A 16,443-nucleotide genomic window follows, 5' to 3' on the forward strand; every position below is an offset into this window, starting at 1 on the left:
GACTGGTCCAGAGGGTGCTGGCGGTCGTCGACGTACACGGCTCGCTCGGGCGGTCGTCGGCCGGGCCGTTCCGAAATGCCGGTGCTCAACGCCTTGGCGTCGGCGTGTGACGTCAAGCCGAGGCCGGTGCCGTGTCCCCGCGAGCCGGTGGGGCTTTCCGCGATGTTCTCCCGTGCGCTGGCGCCGCTCACACAGGTGGGGCGTAGTGCTGCGGCAGGTCGCGGCGGTCGGCGGGCGGGAGGTTGCGGGCCGGTGTCTCGATGCAGGGGGAGGGGCGCCCGGCCGCGCGGGCCCACCCCGCGCGGGCCCGCGGATGGAAGCGGCGCTCGCGCGGCACGAACTGCCAGATTCGGTGCACCAGTTGGCCGAAGGCTCGCAGGCGGCGCTCGTCCCGGGCGGTCCAGTGGTAGCCGAGGCGGTCCCGTACCGCCTGGGGGTACAGGCCGACCGTGATCCACACGTTCGCCCGGGCGAACGGGATGCGCAGCAGTCGCCACAGCGGTCCGGGCAGCCACCACAGCCCCGGCGGCCGGGAGATGCGCCGCAGGTCGAGGACGTCGCGGGCGGGCTGGTTGTCCTCCAGGACGTCGGTGCACATGTGGTGCCAGTACGCCTGGAAGTCCTCCCAGGTGGCGGGGACCGGCTTCATGCTCACCCCGTACAGCCGGTACCACTGCACGTGCTCGGCGAACAGCCGACGGCGCTGGTCCTCGCTCAGGCCGCCGCCGAAGCAGTCCGCGACGTGCAGGGTCAGGACGAAGAAGGTGGCGTGCGCCCAGTAGAACGTGCCCGGTTCGAGCGCGTGGTACGGGTGCCCGTGGCGGTCCACTCCCGTGATCGTGGTGTGGTAGCCGCGTACCGTGCGGGCGGTGTCGGCCGCGCGCGGCCCGTCGTAGACCACCCCGCCGATGGGATACAGCGAGCGGAACAGCCGCTGCCACCGCTCTCGGAAGAACTGCGAGTGTTCGGCGACCGCGGTGCCCAGCCCGGGGTGCATGTTCTGCATCGACCCGGCCCAGGGGGCCAGCAGCAGCGCCCGCCAGTCTCCGAAGTATTGCCAGGTCAGGGAATCGGGCCCCAGGGGCTGCGGGGGCTGCTGCGGTGCCTGCCGTGGATTTGGTCCGGCCCCGCGCTCCGTCCGTCGCTCTCCCATGGGACCTCCCGCAACTGAGGACAGGTGTCCTCAACGTAGAATCTGAGGACAGGTGTCGTCAACACGGCCCGAGCGAAAGGGAGTTGACCGACATGGCCGAAGCGCCGCGCACGTCCGCCGTACCCGCCCGCAGTGCGTCCGGGCGGACCTGGGGCGGCAGCACGCTCGACGCCCGGCGCACCGCCCGTCGCGCTCAACTGCTCGCAACCGCGCTGGAGATGGCCGGGGAGCAGGGCAGCGCGGCCGTGACCGTACGGGCCGTCTGCCGCCGTACCCGCCTGACCGACCGCTACTTCTACGAGAGCTTCGCCACCCGCGACGAGCTGCTGACCGCCGTCTACGACCAGGTGGCCGACCAGGCGCGCGCGGCGCTCGCGGATGCGGTGGCCGGCGCCGGGCCCGACCCGGCGGCCCGCGCACGGGCCGCCGTGGAGAGCTTCGTCGCCCTCATCCTCGACGACCCACGCAAGGGCCGCATCCTGCTCCTGGAACCCTTCGCCGACCCCGCCCTCGGCGCCCACGGCCACACCCGCATGTCCCACTTCACCGACCTCATCAGCAGCCAACTCCCGCCCGCCACCGACGAACCGGCCCGCACCATGGCCTCCCTCGCCCTGGTCGGCGCCCTCGCCAACCTCTTCGCCGCCCATCTGCGCGGCACCCTCACCGTCCCCCGCAACCACCTCACCGACGCCTGCGTACACCTCGTCCTCACCGCCCACGCAGCAACCACAGCCACCGCACCCCCCGGACAGCCGGCCCCCACCCCGGCCTGCATACCCGACGAAACACCCGCACGCCTCGGCGACCACGCCCACCCTCGCCCATGACCTGTCCCCGGGGCCCTGCTCCTCATCGGGGGTCTCGCCGTTCTGCCTCTGATGCGATGGCGTGCAGCAGCGTGGTGGCGGCCTGGGCCACGCCGGGGTCCACCGACCTGGCCAGCTCCTCGAACACGGGCCGTCCGGACCGTACCGCCTGCTGCGCGTCATCTTCCCACCCGACTTGTTCCACGTAATTCCTGCTGTACTTCGCAGGGGCACCGGCAGCCGCGACGCTCCACTGGCGGCCGTTGAAGATGTCCAGAAGGAGATCGAGCGCTTCCGCCTTACAGGTCACCCGAGGGGCGGCCGCAAGTTCGATGAGGAAGGGAATAGCCGGTGCGGTCGCCTCGTGCACGACACTGCCGAACTCGCAGATGAGGTCGCCGATTTCGTCGATGGCCAGACGTGCCGTTTCCCCATCCGCCCATGCTGCCTTGGACAGCAAGGCAGGGAGGTCACGAGCTGTTCCTCGGGCAGCGCCCAGGTCTTGCCATCGGACCTGTTGCAGCCCTTTGAGTAGCGTTCCCATGCCGTCTCACCAGCCTTCGCAGCGGACATTCGCGTTAATGGTGTGCGGACGCGGGAGGACGGGCGACCGGGCGCCGCGCTCGGCCTCTTGCTTCGGCGCGGGCGGCGTCGCGCTCGGTCGCGGCCTGCTCGGCCGGCCGCGCCTTCTGGTGCGGAGCTGTTGGGCGCGGCGCATCGTCGTGTGTGCAGGCCGAACAGCCTTGCCGGATGGCCCACTTGGCCTCTGCTCGCTGCCGGGTGGACGGCTGTGTACTGGATGCGGAGGAGCACAGACAACCCTCGCCGAAGGGGAGGGAGCGCCATGAGCGCGACCCGTACCGCCCGCCGTATCGTTGTGCCCGCTTCGGTGCTCGTGCTGGCGCTGGCACTGCCCGCCACCGCGAGCACCGCACCGACGCAGCCACAGTCCCGCGCCCCGGAGGCTTCCGCTGCACCCGCGCGCAGCGGAAGCCCGGAGTCGGTGGTCGACCGGGTTGCGGACTTCTACGGCACGTACATCGACGTCATCCACGACTCGGGGCCCGGTTCGCTGACGAACGGCCTGCGGCGTCACTACCTCACCCACCAGGCGCGAACGCACCTTGCGGACTGGGAGAAGACGCACCACCTGGACGGGGTCCTGCGGGGCAAGGGCGCTCCCTCCGCGTGGCAAGTGACGTACGAGGACAGTGGGATGGGGCACTGCTGGACACGAGTCCGGCTTTCCTGGGGTACACCGCAGCACCGCTTCTCCACGTATCTGAGTGTGCAGTCGGAGCTGGCCACCCGGCTGATCTCCGACATCAGGGCAGAGGGGTAGTGCGATGACGGCGGCGCGGTCGCGGTCCGGCCATGCGGCCACCTACTTGGTTCGCGCGGCGGTCACTGCGCCGTCGCTGCACAATTCCCAGCCCTGGCGGTTCGTCAGCCGGGACGGCGGAATCGAGCTGTACGCGGATGCCGGGCGCCGGGCGGCCGTCGCCGACCCGTACGGGCGCGAGATGGTGCTCAGCTGCGGTGCGGCGCTGTTCAATCTGCGACTGGCCATGAGGTACCTGGGCTTCCTGCCCGACGTACGGACCTTTCCCGCCCCTGAGCGGCCCGCGCTGCTCGCCGAGGTCCGCTGGGGGTCGTACGTACGGCCGTCGCCGGAGGAAGTGGAGATGCACCGTGCCATGCCTCTTCGCCACACGCACCGCGGCCCCTTCCTGTCCGACCCGCTGCCGGCCTCTCTGATCGAGGAGCTGATCGGGCAGGCTCGGGCGGAGGGAGCCGTACTGCACATGGCGTGCGGAACGGAGCCACGGCGGCGTCTGGCCCAGGCGATACGGACCGCCGAGGCCGTCCAGCGGACCGACCCCGGCTTCGTGGCGGAACTGTCCCGGTGGTCGCCTGTGCGGGGAGGTGGCCGGCTCGACGGCGTTCCCGCCGGTGCCTGTCCGTACTATCCGGATGCCACGGTGTTCGCGGGACGGGATTTCGCCGGCTGGGCCCGCCAGGGCCACCAGACGGGTTTCGCTCTTCGCACGCCCTGGCCGCTGGGACTGGTCGCGCTGCTGACCACCCGGCACGACGGCAGGCGGGACTGGCTGCGGGCGGGGCAGGCCTTGCAGCGGGTACTGCTGTGCGCGGCCGCTCATGAGGTCCGGGCGGCCTTCCACACCCAGCCGTTGGAACTTCCCGACCTGCGCAGGCGCATCCGCCGCACGGTCACGGCCGACGCGTACCCGCAGATGATCCTGCGCCTGGGATACGCCGGCCGCCGGACTCGGCCCAGTCCCCGGCGGCCGGTCGCAGACGTCCTTACATGAGCAGCGTGGTGCCGGGGCCGGGAATGTCAGGCGAAGCGGCGGCTTTCCGGGTGCGCTTCGCCCCGTGGTGCGCCGAGCCGGGCGCGGCGGTGGTCGGCCCGCAGCCCACGGTATGCCGCGGCTGCGAGGCGGCTCACTGGTGGGGGACCACGGCGACCGGGCACTGGGCGTGGTGTATCACCGCGTGTGCGACCGATCCGATGCGGGGGCCGACCGGCGTCTGACGGGCTCGGCGCCCGATGACCAGCAGACCGGCCTTGTGCGCGGCGCGCAGCAGGTGATGTGCCGCCCGTCCTTCCTCAACGGCGGTCACCGTCACGACACTTGGGAACTTTTCCTGCCAGGGGTGCAGTGCGGCTTCGACCGTCTGCCGGGTCGGCCGCTCCAGGTCTTCGGCGGTCGGCTGGGCCGACGGGCTCGGGCCGTACTCCGCGGGCGGGGGACCACTGTGGGCGCACACGACGTGCAGCGGTGCGGCGCGCCGGGCCGCGGCGTCGAAGGCGAACTCGAGCAACTCGTCGCACTGGTGGCGCACATCGAGTCCGAGCACCACCTCGCTGTGCGGGGTACGGGTCGAGGGACGGCCCTCGGCGTCCCTCAAGTGTTCGTCCTCGGCGCTCTCACCGGCTCGTACGAGGACCACGGGGCACTGGGCGCGCGCGACGGCCGCGAGCGCCACGGAGCCGACCAGGAACCCGGTGAAGCCGCTCAGCCCGCGTGAGCCGAGGACCAGCACCGCAGCCTGTTCCGACGCGGCCTGCAGGGCCTGGACAGGGACGTACGCCACCTGTTCCGTCCTGATCGCCAGCTCCGGGTAGTCCTTGGACAGCCGGTTCCCGGCATCGCGAAGGATCTGTTCGGACCATGAGCGCGGTGCCGTCAGCTCCGGCAGGTCCGTCATGCCGGTCGGCAGTCCCTCCAACGCGTGCAGCAGCCACAGCCGCCGACCGCGGCGCAGGGCTTCCCGGGCCGCCCAGTCCGCGGCGGCGAAGCTCTCCGGGGATCCGTCCACCCCGGCAACGACGTGTTCGGTGTGTTCCAGCATGGCGAGTACCTCCTGGACCGAAGCCTGCCGGTGGAGCGCGCTCGGGAGCAGGGGCTGCACGGGACCGTACCCGGGCCGAATGGTCCCGCACGGCGCAGGTCCTGGCCGGGTGTCGACAGTCACCGCTCACCTGGGTGCCGTGGTCGGGTGGTTCAGATGTGCTCCGGCACGATGGCGACCGGGCAGTCGGCGTGGTGCAGCAAAGCGTGGCTGACCGGGCCGAGTTGCAGGCCGAGGTGGCCCTTGCGGCGATGGGCGCCGACGATCAGCAGGTCGGAGGCGGGAGCTTTCTCCAGCAGTACTTTGCGTGCCGCCCCCTCGGCCGTCTCGCGGCGCACGACAACCCCGGCGTGCAGCTGGGACTGGGCGCGGAGCGCGTTCTCCAGGGCGGCCGCTGCCTGTTCCTCGTGGGTGCCGACGACGTACTGCGTCATCAGCGGGTGGTCCACGGACTCGTGGGCCGGGCAGCGCCAGGTCCGTACGGCATGAAGTACGCAGTCGCGTGCCTGGGCCTCATGGAAGGCGAACCGTACGGCGGCCGAATCCTCCGGGCCCCGGGGCGTGTCGCCGACTCCGAGCGTGACCTGGTGGAAGTGGCCGGCGCGGTTGTCCTCCGGGCCACGCACCACGATCACCGGGCAGTCGGCGCGGGCCGCGACCGACAGGCTCACGGATCCCAGCAGCAGTGAGGTGAATCCGCCGCGGCCGCGCGAGCCGGTGACGAGGGCGAGGGCGTTGCGGCCCTCGTCCAGCAGTGCCGCCGTGGCACTTTCGGGCAGGATCTCGCTGGACAGTTTCACGGCGGGGTTGCGTCGGTTGGCGCGCTCCGTTGCCGAGCCCACGATGTGGTCGCGCAATACCTGCTCCGAGGGGCGCTGGGTGCCCATGACCGGCACGGGCAGTTCGTGGCGTGAGCGCACGGAGGCGTAGACCAGGCGCAGTGGGACTTGGTGGCGAGCGGCCTCGTCCACGGCCCAGTCCACGGCTTGGAGGCTGGATTCCGATCCGTCGACTCCGACGACCAGGGGAAGCTGCACGGCTCCCACCGCCTTTCACAGGACGGCCCTATGGGCGTTCGACACCACCGTCACACCGTTCGCGGAGCCCGTGGAGGGGCGGTTCGGCCCTGTTGACGGCCCCAGTCGGCCTCTGGGACCGGCGAGCGGGCGGACGGAGGCTGAGAGTGACGGCCATGACAGCCGGGGGAAGTGACTGGCAGGAGCCCCGCCGCTCGCGGTGCTCGTCCGGGGAGGGAGCAGCGATGAAGCACCGCAAGGTCGAGAAGGTGATGACGTCCGATGTGGTGTCCGTCGGCCCCGAGGCGTCCTTCAAGCAGGTCGCCCGGCTCCTCGCAGAGCACCGGATCAGCGGGCTGCCGGTGGTGAACGCACAGTCCGAGGTTCTCGGCGTCATCGCCGAGACCGACCTGATGACACGGCAGGCCGCACCGGCGGAGGAGCCGGGGCCCGGTGTGCGCCGGTGGGCCGGGCGCCGGCCCCGGCGCGCCCGCCGCCCGGACGGAACGGCCCGAGCGCGTACGGCCGGGCACGTCATGTCGGCGCCCGCGGTGACCGTCCACCGGCGGGCCACGGTGGCCGAAGCGGCACGCATCATGGCCCGGCATCGCATCGAGCGGCTGCCGGTGGTCGATGACCAAGGACATCTGTGCGGGATCGTCACTCCGCACGATCTTGTGGGGGTCTTCCTGAGGACGGACCGCGACATCCGCCGCGAGGTGATCGACGAGGTGCTGGTGCGCGCGCTGTGGCTCACACCGACCACGATCGAGGTGACCGTGAACGAGGGTGTCGTCACGCTGAAGGGGCGGCTGGAACGGCGCTCCGAGATCCCCGTCGCCGTGCGGCTGGCAGGACAGGCGGACGGCGTGGTGGCGGTGGTCGACGAACTCACCTACCGCATCGACGACTCTCACCTCCGGCCGGACGAGCAGGCGTTGCACGGTGTCGCCGACAACTGGCTCCGCAAGCGGTGAGGAGCACTGCCATGTACTGGTACGACCACGGCATGGGCGGCTGGGGGTACTTCTTCACCGCCGCCGTATCGCTGACCATCTGGGCGCTGGTGATCCTTGCCGCCATCGCGCTGTTTCGCGCCCTCTCCCGGCGCCCCACCGACGGCGAGCACCGTCGGACACCGGACGCGGAGCGGGTGCTCGCCGAACGCTTCGCCCATGGCGAGATCGACGAGGACGAGTACCGCAGGCGGCTGGCCGTCCTGCGGGACCGGCCCCCGCCCCGCCCGAAGGCCGGATGATCCGCGCACGGGGGCGGGCCCGCCCGCCACCCCGGCCCAGGGGCCTCCCGGTCACCTCTCCAAGAGGAGGCACCGCAGATGAACAGTGGCAAGCTGAGCCCCGTCCGCCTGGAAGCAACGCCCGACGCGCGGCTGTCGCACTGGCTGTGGCTGGTGAAGTGGCTGCTGGTCGTCCCGCACTGGATCGTGCTGGTCTTCCTGTGGGTGGCCTTCCTCGCGGTCAGTGTGGTGGCGTTCTTCGCGATCCTGTTCACCACCCGCTATCCGCGCGGGCTGTTCGACTTCAGCGTCGGGGTGCTGCGCTGGACCTGGCGGGTCGTGTACTACTCCTACGGCGCGCTCGGCACCGACCGCTATCCGCCGTTCACCCTGGCCGATGTGCCGCGCTATCCGGCGCACTTCGACGTGGCGTACCCCGAACATCTGTCGCGCGGGCTGGTGCTGGTCAAGTGGTGGCTGCTGGCGCTGCCGCACTACGCCCTGGTGGCGCTCTTCACCTCCGGGGACGGGCGCTGGGGCGGGCTGATCGGCGTGCTGGTGCTGTTCGCCGCCGTCGCGCTGCTGTTCACCGGCCGCTACCCCAAAGGCCTGTTCGCCCTCACCCTCGGTCTCGACCGCTGGGTGATGCGGGTGACCGCGTACGCGGGCCTGCTGACGGACGTCTATCCGCCGTTCCGCCTTGACCAGGGCGGCACCGAGCCGGAGGCATGACCATGGTCACCGTCCTGGCCGTCGCGTTCCTCGTCGTCCACGGGTTCGTGCATCTGCCCGTCTGGGCAACACCTCAAAAGCCCGATGAACCCGGCCCTTTCGACCCCGCTCACTCCTGGCTGCTCTCGGCGTCCTATGTGCCCCGCGCGACGATGCGGACCCTGTCCGTACTCCTGGCCGTGGCCACGGGCCTGCTGTTCATCATCGCGGGCGCCGCGGTGGCAGCCGGCAGCGCCTGGTGGGAGACGGCCGCCCTCACCGCCGCGCTGTGCGGCCTGGTCCTCAAGGCCGGCTGGTTCAACCCCTGGCTGTCCCTGGGCGTGCTGCTGGACGCAGCCGTGGTGGCGGCCGTACTCCTGCAGTGGCCCGCGTCTTTGTACTGACCGATGCCGAGGCACGGAGGAGGGGCAGGGATGGTAACCGACAGACAGCCGACACAGCCGCCCAAGCCGGGGGCGGCCCCGAATAGTGGTCCCTTGCTGCGCTGCGCCCATCTCGTACGGCGCTTCGGGGAGCGGATGGCCGTCGACGATGTGAGTCTGGCCATCGGCCCCGGAGAGACGTACGGCCTGCTGGGCCCGAACGGCGCCGGCAAGACCACCCTCATCAAGATGGTCTGCGGGCTGCTGCGCCCCGACGCCGGCAGCGTCCACGTCGACGGGCGCCATGTCCGTACGGCGGCGGGGTCCGCCAAGCGGCTGCTCGGATACGTGCCGCAGGACGTGGCGCTCTATCCCGATCTGACGGTCGGTGAGAACTTGCGGTTCTTCGGCCGCCTGTACCGGCCCTCCAAGAGGGAGCTGCGGCGGCGGGTCGCGGAGGTTCTCGACCTGATCGACCTGGCCCCGCGCGCCGACGACCGCGTGGAGTCACTGTCGGGAGGCATGCGGCGCAGGCTCAACATCGGCGCGGCACTGGTGCATTCACCGTCCCTGCTGATTCTGGACGAACCAACGGTCGGCGTCGACCCGCAGAGCCGCCACGCGATCATGTCGAGCGTGCACCGCTTCGGCCGCGAGGGCATGGCTGTCCTCTACACCACCCACTACATGGAGGAGGCCGAGCGGCTCTGCGACCGGATAGGGATCATCGATCACGGACGCCTGATCGCCGAGGGCACCGCACGCGAACTGGTGGCACGGGTCGCCGGGCGCGACCGCGTCCTGCTGACGGCCTCCGCCGACCTGGCGGCGCTGACCGGCTATGCCACCCGCTGCCGCGAACTGCCGCGGGTGGACGGGGCGGACGTGACCGGTGAGCACCATGACACCGTGCAGGCCGTCGTCCGGGACGCCCGCAGCCTGCTGCCGGATCTGCTGGACCTGGCCCGCCGCGACTCTGTCCACATCCGCGGTGTGGAGATCGTCGAACCGGACCTGGAAGCGGTCTTCCTCCATCTGACGGGTACCGCGTTGAGGGAGTGAACCGCCGTGTCCATCCCCTTTGGGGCGCCGCTCGCGATCGCCCGCAAGGACCTGCGGCAGCGGCTGCGCGACCGCTCCGCGCTGGTCCTGTGTCTGCTCGCCCCGCTGCTGGTCTCCGGGCTGATGGCGATGGCTTTCACCCGGACGTCCCTGCACGCCGATGTGGGGATCGTCGACCTGGACCGCGGACCGGCCGCCACCGGCCTGGTACGGACGTTCAAGAGCCCCGAGCTGGCGGGCACCGTGGACGTGCGCACCTATCCGAGCCGGCAGTCGGCCGGGGCGGCGGTGGAGGACGGGGCGGTGGACGCGGCGGTGATCGTCCCGTCCGGCTTCACGGCCGCCCTTCGCACTCAGGACAGCCCGCCACCGGTGACGGTGCTGGACCACGTCGACCAGCCGCTCGCCGCCCTGATCACCCGGTCCGTCTCCGAGGGCTACGTCGCCCAGGTCAACGCCGACCGGCTGTCGGTCCACACGGCCCTGGCGGCAGGCGTGCCGCCCGACCGGACCCCCGAACTCGCCGCCCGGGCAGCACAGTTACGCCTGCCGGAACAGGTGCGGGCCCAAGGCCTGTCCGATGACCCGCTCAAGGCCATCAGCTACTTCGCCCCCGGCATGGGCATCTTCTTCGTCCTGTTCATGGTGGGCTTCGGCGCCCGCGGCTACTTCACCGAACAGCAGCAAGGCACGTTGGACCGGATCGCGGCTGCTCCGGTGGGCCGCGGGGCGATTCTCGTCGGGAAGTCCCTGTCCACCTTCGTCTACAGCCTGGCCTGCCTGATCACGATCACCGTCGTTTCCTGGCTGGCGTTCGGCGCTCGATGGGCCGACCCGCTCGCCGTCGGGGTGCTCGGCGTCGCCATGGCAGTGGCGGTGGTCTGTCTGACCGCCCTGGTCACCGTGCTCGCCCGCACCGAGCGCCAGGCCGACGGCATCGCCTATGTCGTCGTCTTCGTACTGGCGTTGGCGGGCGGGAACTTCGTCTACGGTCCCGCCGGGCCGCCGCTGCTGCGCCGCCTGGCGCTGTTCACCCCCAACGGGTGGGCGCTGCGCGGCTTCACGGATCTGGCCACCGGCGTGGGCGGCTGGCCGGCCGTGGCCGCGCCGCTGCTGGGCATCGGCGTCTTCTCACTGGCCGCTGCCGCGCTGACCGTACTGCTGCTGCGGCTGAGGAGGCCGGCATGAAAGCCCTGACGCCCGCGTCCTCCACCCCTGCCTTCACGGTGGCTCGCGCCAGCCTGACGCGGATGCTGCGCGACCGCACCGCGCTGTTCTTCGTCCTGCTCCTGCCGATCGCGGTCATCATCGTCATCGGCGCGACCGTGACGGACTTCGACCGCTTCCGGATCGGCGTCGTACCGCCCCGATCCGGCACCGTGACAACCGAGTTGGCCTCGATGATCGAGGGCGACCCCGCGCTGAAGAGCCATCGCTACGACAGCGAACAGGCGGCGCGCACCGCGCTGCGCCGGGCCGAGCTGGACGCGGTGGTGCTGATCCCCGCAGGTCTTGATCAAGCCGTACGCGGAGGCCGCCCAGTCGCCGTGCCCGTACTCGTCGAACCGCGGGGCGGCAGCGGCTACGCGGCGGTCTCCTCCGTCTCGGCGGTCGTCTCCCGCCACGCGGGCCCCCTCCAGGCGGCCCGCTTCGCGGCGGTCCAGGCGGGCGGTGACTTCGACGAACGGCTCGCCGTGGCCCGTACGGTGGAGCAGCGCACCGCGCCCGTCGCCGTCGTGGCCGGCACGGAGGGCGAGCGCAGTCAGTTCCTGCCGCTGGGCTACAGCTACAGCACCCCGACCATGCTGGTCCTGTTCGTCTTCATCAACTCCCTGGCCTTCGGCGCGGCGATCGTTCAGACGCGCCGTCTGGGCGTCTACACCCGCGCACTGGCCTCGCCTGCCGGTGCGGGCACACTGATCCTCGGCGAGACCCTCGCCTATACCGCCGTGGCGCTGGTCCAGTCGCTGCTGATCGTCGGCATCGGGGCCCTGTTCTTCGGCGTTTCCTGGGGCAACCCGCCCGCGGCTGCGGCACTGGTGACCGTGTGGGCGCTGGTGGGTACGGGTGCGGGCATGCTCTCCGGCTCGCTGTTCCGTACACCTGAGCAGGCAGGCGCCATCGGTTCCGCCGTCGGCATCGGCCTCGGCATGCTGGGCGGCTGCATGTGGCCCCTGGCCGTCGTCCCCTCCTGGCTGCGCGCGGCCGGGCACGCGATACCGCACGCCTGGGCCGTCGACAGCTGGACCGTGCTGCTGTCCCACGATGGCAAACTAGCCGACATCGCAGGGAATTTGGCGGTGCTCGGCGGCTTCGCGGCAGTGCTCCTCGCACTCGCCGTGCTGCTCCTGCATCGCGGGATCACGCGCTAGGGGTGTCATGCCGGTATGGGGTGGTGGCGAGGAGCGCGCGGGTGGTGGCTGGTCGCGGCGGCGGCCGCGCTCGCGGCGGTGGCCCCGGCCCTGTCCGGGGCGCTGCCCGCTGTGATCGCGACCGCGCTGGTGGCCGTTCTGGGCGCGCTCACCGCGGTGGTGACGGCGTGGGGGACACGGGCTCTGGAGAAGGACGAGGCGCGGTCGGACCGGCCGGCCGCGGATCTGTTCACCGGCGGCGGCCGCCGTCCGCAGCGGGTACGGGACGTCAACGGCCTGGTCGTCGGAGTGCACCCCGCGGCCGCCACGGGGCCGGTCGCAGGCCTGCCGCTGTTCGTCCGGCGGGACCGCAGTGAGGAACTGGAGCGGGCGGTACGCGGTAGCGGCCTGGTCCTGGTGACAGGGGAGTCCACCGCCGGAAAGACCCGGGCGGTGTTCGAGGCGGCACGTTCGTGTCTTCCCCGCCATGCCCTGCTACGGCCCGTCAGCCGAGAGTCCCTGCAGCACGTCCCGACAGCCGTACGCGGGGCCAGAGGCTGCCGGGACTGTGTGGTGTGGCTCGACGATCTGGAACGGTACTTGGGGCCGGGCGGGCTGACGACGCATCTGGTGGCGAAGATCTCCGCTGCGGCACGCGGCCATGTGGTCATCCTGGCCACGATGCGGTCCCAGGAACGAGCCCGCTGGCGCGCGCGTTCCGTACGGGGCGAGGGCCTGGCCGCAGACGATGCCCGCGAGGCGCTGGCGGTATTCGGCCTTGCCACGGAGATTCACCTGGACCGCAGATGGTCACCGCGCGAACTGGAACGCGCCCGGCCGTACACCGACGATCACCGGATGGCCGATGCCCTGCGGCACGCCGACCGGTTCGGTGTCGCCGAGTACCTCGCGGCAGGACCGCAGCTGCTCGCCGAGTGGCGTGACGGCTGGGCGCCCGCCTGCCACCCGCGCGGCGCAGCTCTGGTCGCCGTCGCGGTGGACGCCCGACGCGCCGGCTGGCAACAGCCGGTCACCGTTGATCTCCTGCGGCCTCTGCACGGCGTTTACCTGCGGCGGGCCGGTGGCGAGCTGCTGCGCCCCGAGCCGTGGGACCAGGCCCTGGCGTGGGCGAGCAGCCCCCTGCACGCCACCACCAGTCTGCTGATCCCCGACGAGACCGGCGGCTACCTCGCGTTCGACTACCTGCTGGATGCGGTGGACGGCGACCCCGAAGCCGAACCGGTGCCGGACCCTCTCTGGCAGGCGCTGCTCGGCCGGGCCACCCCGCCGGAAGCCGACGGCATCGGCTGGGCGGCGATGGTACGCGGCGATTCCCCTCATGCGCGCGCGTCCTTCCAGAAGGCCTACGACGGCGGGGTCCGCGCAGCTGCCGTCGGCCTGGCCGAGTCCTTCGCGATCGAGTGCCGGTACCAGGAAGCCATGCGCGTGCTGCGGCGGGCTCTCCGAGTGGTCCAGGCAGACGGCTCGGACCAGGATCCGGCCGTACTGCTGCAGATGAAGGCCGAACTCGCCTGGGTGACGGGAATGGCAGGCGACGAAGCCGAGGCGCTGCGCATCATCAGGTCCGTGGAACAGGACGCCGAGCGCATACTCGGCCCGGATCACCCCATGAGCCTGACCAGTCGTGTGCTGCGGGCCAGGCATACCGGTGAGAACGGCGACCCGCAACAAGCGCTTCAGCTGGCCCGCTCGGCGGCGGAGTCCCACGAGCGGGTCCTCGGCAAGGAGCACGGGATGTCGCTGTCGAGCCGGTTCGAAGTCGCTCTGTGGACCGGCGAGTGCGGGGATCCGGCAGCGGCCGTCAGATTGCTGCGCGTTCTGGAACGGGACTGCACCCGGCTGTTCGGAGAACACGCGAAGATCACTGTGGACACCCGGCTCAACCTCGCCCACTGGCTGGGGAAGTCGGGGGAGCCGACGGCCGGACTCGCGCTCGTGGCGAGCAGAGTCGCCTACTGCGAGCGACTCTACGGAGCAGACCACCCCAAGACGATCCGGGCCCACTACTTCCTGGTCGACCTGACCGGCGCATCAGGCCGGCCCGACGAAGCGATGCGCAGGGCCCAAGCCGTGGAAGCTTCCTCAGAACGGGTACTCGGGCGCGACAACTCCCGTACCTTCGACGCCCGCCTCGATGCGGCACGGTGGACAGCCGAAGCCGGGCATACGGCCGAGGCCGCCGCACGGCTGCGTGCACTGGCCGCCGACGTCACGCGCGTGCTCGGCCCGGACCACTCCTTGGTCTTCGAGTGCCGCCACAAGCTGGCGGCGCTCACCGCGAAGACCGGTCCCGTGGCGCAGGCCGCCCAGCAGTACGACGACCTGCTCGCGGACCTCAAGCGCGCACCGGCTACCGGACGAACCCGCATCGATCAGGTAGCAGAAGAACGCGACCGTTTGCGGTGCGATCCCGCGGGCGGCGACGGACAGCAGCCCTGATCCTGCTCGCCGACCCGCTACGGCACCCGTCCGGCGATCAGCTCCGCGCCGTCGGCGAGGGTCGTCAGGTCGGCGTAGTCGTCCTCGTCGATGCGGCAGCCGGTGCGCTCGGCGAGCACTTCCACGAAGCTGAGGAAATCGAGGGAGTCGAGCTCCAGCGCGTCACGGAACTTCTCGTCCGGCGCCAGGGTTTCGATGTCGGCGCCGGGTACGGCCTGTGCGAGGGACTCCTTGACGACGGTCATGGCCTGTGCGCGGTTCATAGCTCCTCCGGTCGTTGCAGCAGGTGGTCCACCGCCGCCAGGTAGCGGGCGCCGACGGCGCCGTCGGTGGCCCGGTGGTCGGCGGACAGGGTGGCGGTGACGACAGGGCGTACGCCCAGCAGCCCGCCCACCGCACACGGCCGCTCGACCACCCGGCCGAAGCCGACCAGGGCGACCTGCGGTGGGTAGATGACGCCGAAGACGGCTTCGACGCCCTGGTCGCCGAGGCTGGTGACGGTGATGGTGGGGTCGGCCGTCTCCGATCCGCGCAGCCGTCCCTTGCGCGTCCGTGCCACCAAGTCCTTGAGCGCTGCCATGAGTTCGGGCAGCTTGAGGGTATCCGCGTCGTGCAGCGCGGGGGCGATCAGGCCGCCGCCGCGCAGCGCGACGGCCACGCCGAGGTGGACGCCGGAGCCGGGGACGAAGCGGCCGTCGGTCCAGAACCCGTTCAGCTCCGGCACCTGGCGGGCGGCCACCGCCGCGGCCTTGAGCAGGAGCGCGCCCGGGATGAGCCGCTCGGGCAGCGGGCTGCGCCGGTTGTGCTCCCGCATCCAGGTGAGGGCCGCGTGCAGATCGACGGTGGTGGAGAGGTAGTAGTGCGGGATCTCCCGCTTGGAGCGGCTCATCAGGTCGGCGATCGCCCGCCGCATGGCGGTGGACCGGTCGTCGGCTCCCGGCAGTTGCACGGTCGTGGGGCCTGCCGCGCTGTCGGCCGCGGAGGGTGTCCGTGGCGCGCTCGGGCCGAGCCCGGTGCCGCGCGGCGTCGCCGCGGCCAGCCGTACGTCGGCGACGCGCACCGCTGCGCACTCGCCCGTACCGGGCACGGTGGACAGGTCGACGCCCAGCTCGGCGGCGACGCGCCGGGCCAACGGGGTCGCGCGGATGCGTGCGGCGCCGGGCCGAACGTGCGGCCGGGGCGGGGCAGCGGCCGGTGGCCTGGCCGGCCCGGCGGCCGGCGGCTCCGTCCGTCCGCCGGGCACCACGGCGGCGAGCGCTGCCGCCGCCTTGCGGACCTCCGCCACCCGGATGGTGCCCCGGCTGCCCCGGCCCGTGACCCGGGACAGGTCCACGCCCAGTTCGGCGGCCAGTCGCCGGGCCGCCGGGGTCGCCGTCGGTGCGGCGGCACCGGCCGCCCGCTCCACATCGGCGCGAGTGATCACGCCGCCGCGGCCGGAGCCGTGCAGCGTCGTGAGATCCACGCCGCCGGCCTTCGCCAGGCGGCGCACCAAAGGTGACCGCACGTCCCGCACGTCCCGCGCGACCGGCGCGAGAGTGGCGTCCGCAGCAGGCGCGCCGCTGGGTGCCGGCGCAGCGGGCCGGCCCGCCGCGGGTGGTACGGACTCCGCCGGCCCAGTGGTGACGACCGGTTCGGCCGTCATCGCAGGTTCGCCCGCGATCACGGCGAGCGGTGTCCCGACGGGCACGGTCGTCCCGGGCTCCACGATCAGCCGCTCGACCGTGCCGGTCTCGAAGCACTCCACCTCGATCGTCGACTTCGCCGTCTCGACAACGGCCACCGGATCGCCCTTGCGCACCGCGTCCCCCGGCCCCACCAGCCACTCCTGGAGCACACCCGCGTCCATGTCGGCGCCGAGTGAGGGCATCGTGAACTCGCCCATC

At 71.8% G+C, this 16,443-nt stretch carries 17 protein-coding genes; 11 read left to right on the forward strand and 6 right to left on the reverse strand.

What is annotated here, in order from left to right; genetic code table 11:
• Nucleotides 1-187: 187 nt before the first annotated feature.
• Nucleotides 188-1,153: an oxygenase MpaB family protein gene (locus AC4IJH_RS00855; protein WP_490849461.1), complete on the reverse strand. Its 966-nt coding sequence runs from the start codon at nt 1,151-1,153 to the stop codon at nt 188-190.
• A gap of 92 nt (nt 1,154-1,245) precedes the next feature.
• On the opposite strand from AC4IJH_RS00855, the gene AC4IJH_RS00860 reads away from it, so the two are divergent.
• Nucleotides 1,246-1,983: a TetR/AcrR family transcriptional regulator gene (locus AC4IJH_RS00860; protein WP_490849462.1), complete on the forward strand. Its 738-nt coding sequence runs from the start codon at nt 1,246-1,248 to the stop codon at nt 1,981-1,983.
• Nucleotides 1,984-2,005: 22 nt separating this feature from the next.
• Here the strand turns inward: AC4IJH_RS00860 and AC4IJH_RS00865 are convergent, their stop codons facing one another.
• Nucleotides 2,006-2,422, reverse strand: coding sequence for a hypothetical protein (locus AC4IJH_RS00865; protein WP_490849463.1), 417 nt, complete (start codon nt 2,420-2,422; stop codon nt 2,006-2,008).
• A gap of 384 nt (nt 2,423-2,806) precedes the next feature.
• Here AC4IJH_RS00865 and AC4IJH_RS00870 point away from each other — a divergent pair, with 384 nt between their 5' ends.
• Complete coding sequence (locus AC4IJH_RS00870) at nt 2,807-3,304, forward strand: hypothetical protein (RefSeq protein ID WP_490849464.1); 498 nt, start codon at nt 2,807-2,809, stop codon at nt 3,302-3,304.
• Between the two features lie 4 nt (nt 3,305-3,308).
• The gene (locus tag AC4IJH_RS00875; RefSeq protein WP_490849465.1) at nt 3,309-4,295 is read left to right on the forward strand and encodes an Acg family FMN-binding oxidoreductase; all 987 of its coding nucleotides are present in this window, start codon (nt 3,309-3,311) and stop codon (nt 4,293-4,295) included.
• Nucleotides 4,296-4,428: 133 nt separating this feature from the next.
• Here the strand turns inward: AC4IJH_RS00875 and AC4IJH_RS00880 are convergent, their stop codons facing one another.
• Nucleotides 4,429-5,340, reverse strand: coding sequence for a universal stress protein (locus AC4IJH_RS00880; RefSeq protein ID WP_490849466.1), 912 nt, complete (start codon nt 5,338-5,340; stop codon nt 4,429-4,431).
• A gap of 152 nt (nt 5,341-5,492) precedes the next feature.
• Nucleotides 5,493-6,377 (reverse strand): universal stress protein, encoded by an 885-nt coding sequence (locus tag AC4IJH_RS00885; RefSeq protein ID WP_490849467.1) that lies wholly within the window; start codon nt 6,375-6,377, stop codon nt 5,493-5,495.
• Between the two features lie 224 nt (nt 6,378-6,601).
• Between AC4IJH_RS00885 and AC4IJH_RS00890 the strand changes: the two genes are divergently transcribed.
• The 8 genes from AC4IJH_RS00890 (at nt 6,602) to AC4IJH_RS00925 (ending at nt 14,560) form a co-directional block, all read left to right on the forward strand.
• Nucleotides 6,602-7,333 carry a CBS domain-containing protein gene (locus AC4IJH_RS00890; RefSeq protein ID WP_490849468.1) on the forward strand — a complete coding sequence of 244 codons (732 nt, stop codon included), beginning with the start codon at nt 6,602-6,604 and terminating at the stop codon, nt 7,331-7,333.
• 11 nt (nt 7,334-7,344) lie between these two features.
• The gene (locus tag AC4IJH_RS00895; RefSeq protein WP_490849469.1) at nt 7,345-7,614 is read left to right on the forward strand and encodes an SHOCT domain-containing protein; all 270 of its coding nucleotides are present in this window, start codon (nt 7,345-7,347) and stop codon (nt 7,612-7,614) included.
• 78 nt (nt 7,615-7,692) lie between these two features.
• Nucleotides 7,693-8,325: a DUF4389 domain-containing protein gene (locus AC4IJH_RS00900; protein WP_490849470.1), complete on the forward strand. Its 633-nt coding sequence runs from the start codon at nt 7,693-7,695 to the stop codon at nt 8,323-8,325.
• Nucleotides 8,322-8,708 carry a hypothetical protein gene (locus AC4IJH_RS00905; RefSeq protein WP_490849471.1) on the forward strand — a complete coding sequence of 129 codons (387 nt, stop codon included), beginning with the start codon at nt 8,322-8,324 and terminating at the stop codon, nt 8,706-8,708. Before AC4IJH_RS00900 ends, AC4IJH_RS00905 begins: the two co-directional genes overlap by 4 nt.
• A gap of 30 nt (nt 8,709-8,738) precedes the next feature.
• On the forward strand, nt 8,739-9,749 hold the full coding sequence (locus tag AC4IJH_RS00910; RefSeq protein WP_490849472.1) for an ABC transporter ATP-binding protein: 1,011 nt from the start codon (nt 8,739-8,741) through the stop codon (nt 9,747-9,749).
• A 6-nt stretch (nt 9,750-9,755) separates the two neighbouring features.
• Nucleotides 9,756-10,937 carry an ABC transporter permease gene (locus tag AC4IJH_RS00915; RefSeq protein ID WP_490849473.1) on the forward strand — a complete coding sequence of 394 codons (1,182 nt, stop codon included), beginning with the start codon at nt 9,756-9,758 and terminating at the stop codon, nt 10,935-10,937.
• Nucleotides 10,934-12,121 (forward strand): ABC transporter permease, encoded by a 1,188-nt coding sequence (locus AC4IJH_RS00920; RefSeq protein WP_490849474.1) that lies wholly within the window; start codon nt 10,934-10,936, stop codon nt 12,119-12,121. The genes AC4IJH_RS00915 and AC4IJH_RS00920 overlap by 4 nt, the downstream gene beginning before the upstream one ends.
• Nucleotides 12,122-12,136: 15 nt before the next feature.
• Nucleotides 12,137-14,560, forward strand: coding sequence for a tetratricopeptide repeat protein (locus tag AC4IJH_RS00925; protein WP_490849475.1), 2,424 nt, complete (start codon nt 12,137-12,139; stop codon nt 14,558-14,560).
• Nucleotides 14,561-14,577: 17 nt separating this feature from the next.
• Here the strand turns inward: AC4IJH_RS00925 and AC4IJH_RS00930 are convergent, their stop codons facing one another.
• Together AC4IJH_RS00930 and AC4IJH_RS00935 are read right to left on the reverse strand one after the other, a co-directional pair.
• The gene (locus AC4IJH_RS00930; RefSeq protein WP_490849476.1) at nt 14,578-14,823 is read right to left on the reverse strand and encodes an acyl carrier protein; all 246 of its coding nucleotides are present in this window, start codon (nt 14,821-14,823) and stop codon (nt 14,578-14,580) included.
• Nucleotides 14,820-16,442 (reverse strand): dihydrolipoamide acetyltransferase family protein, encoded by a 1,623-nt coding sequence (locus AC4IJH_RS00935; RefSeq protein WP_490849477.1) that lies wholly within the window; start codon nt 16,440-16,442, stop codon nt 14,820-14,822. Before AC4IJH_RS00935 ends, AC4IJH_RS00930 begins: the two co-directional genes overlap by 4 nt.
• Nucleotide 16,443 lies beyond the last annotated feature (1 nt).

The organism is Streptomyces sp. UF-297 (assembly GCF_058245575.1).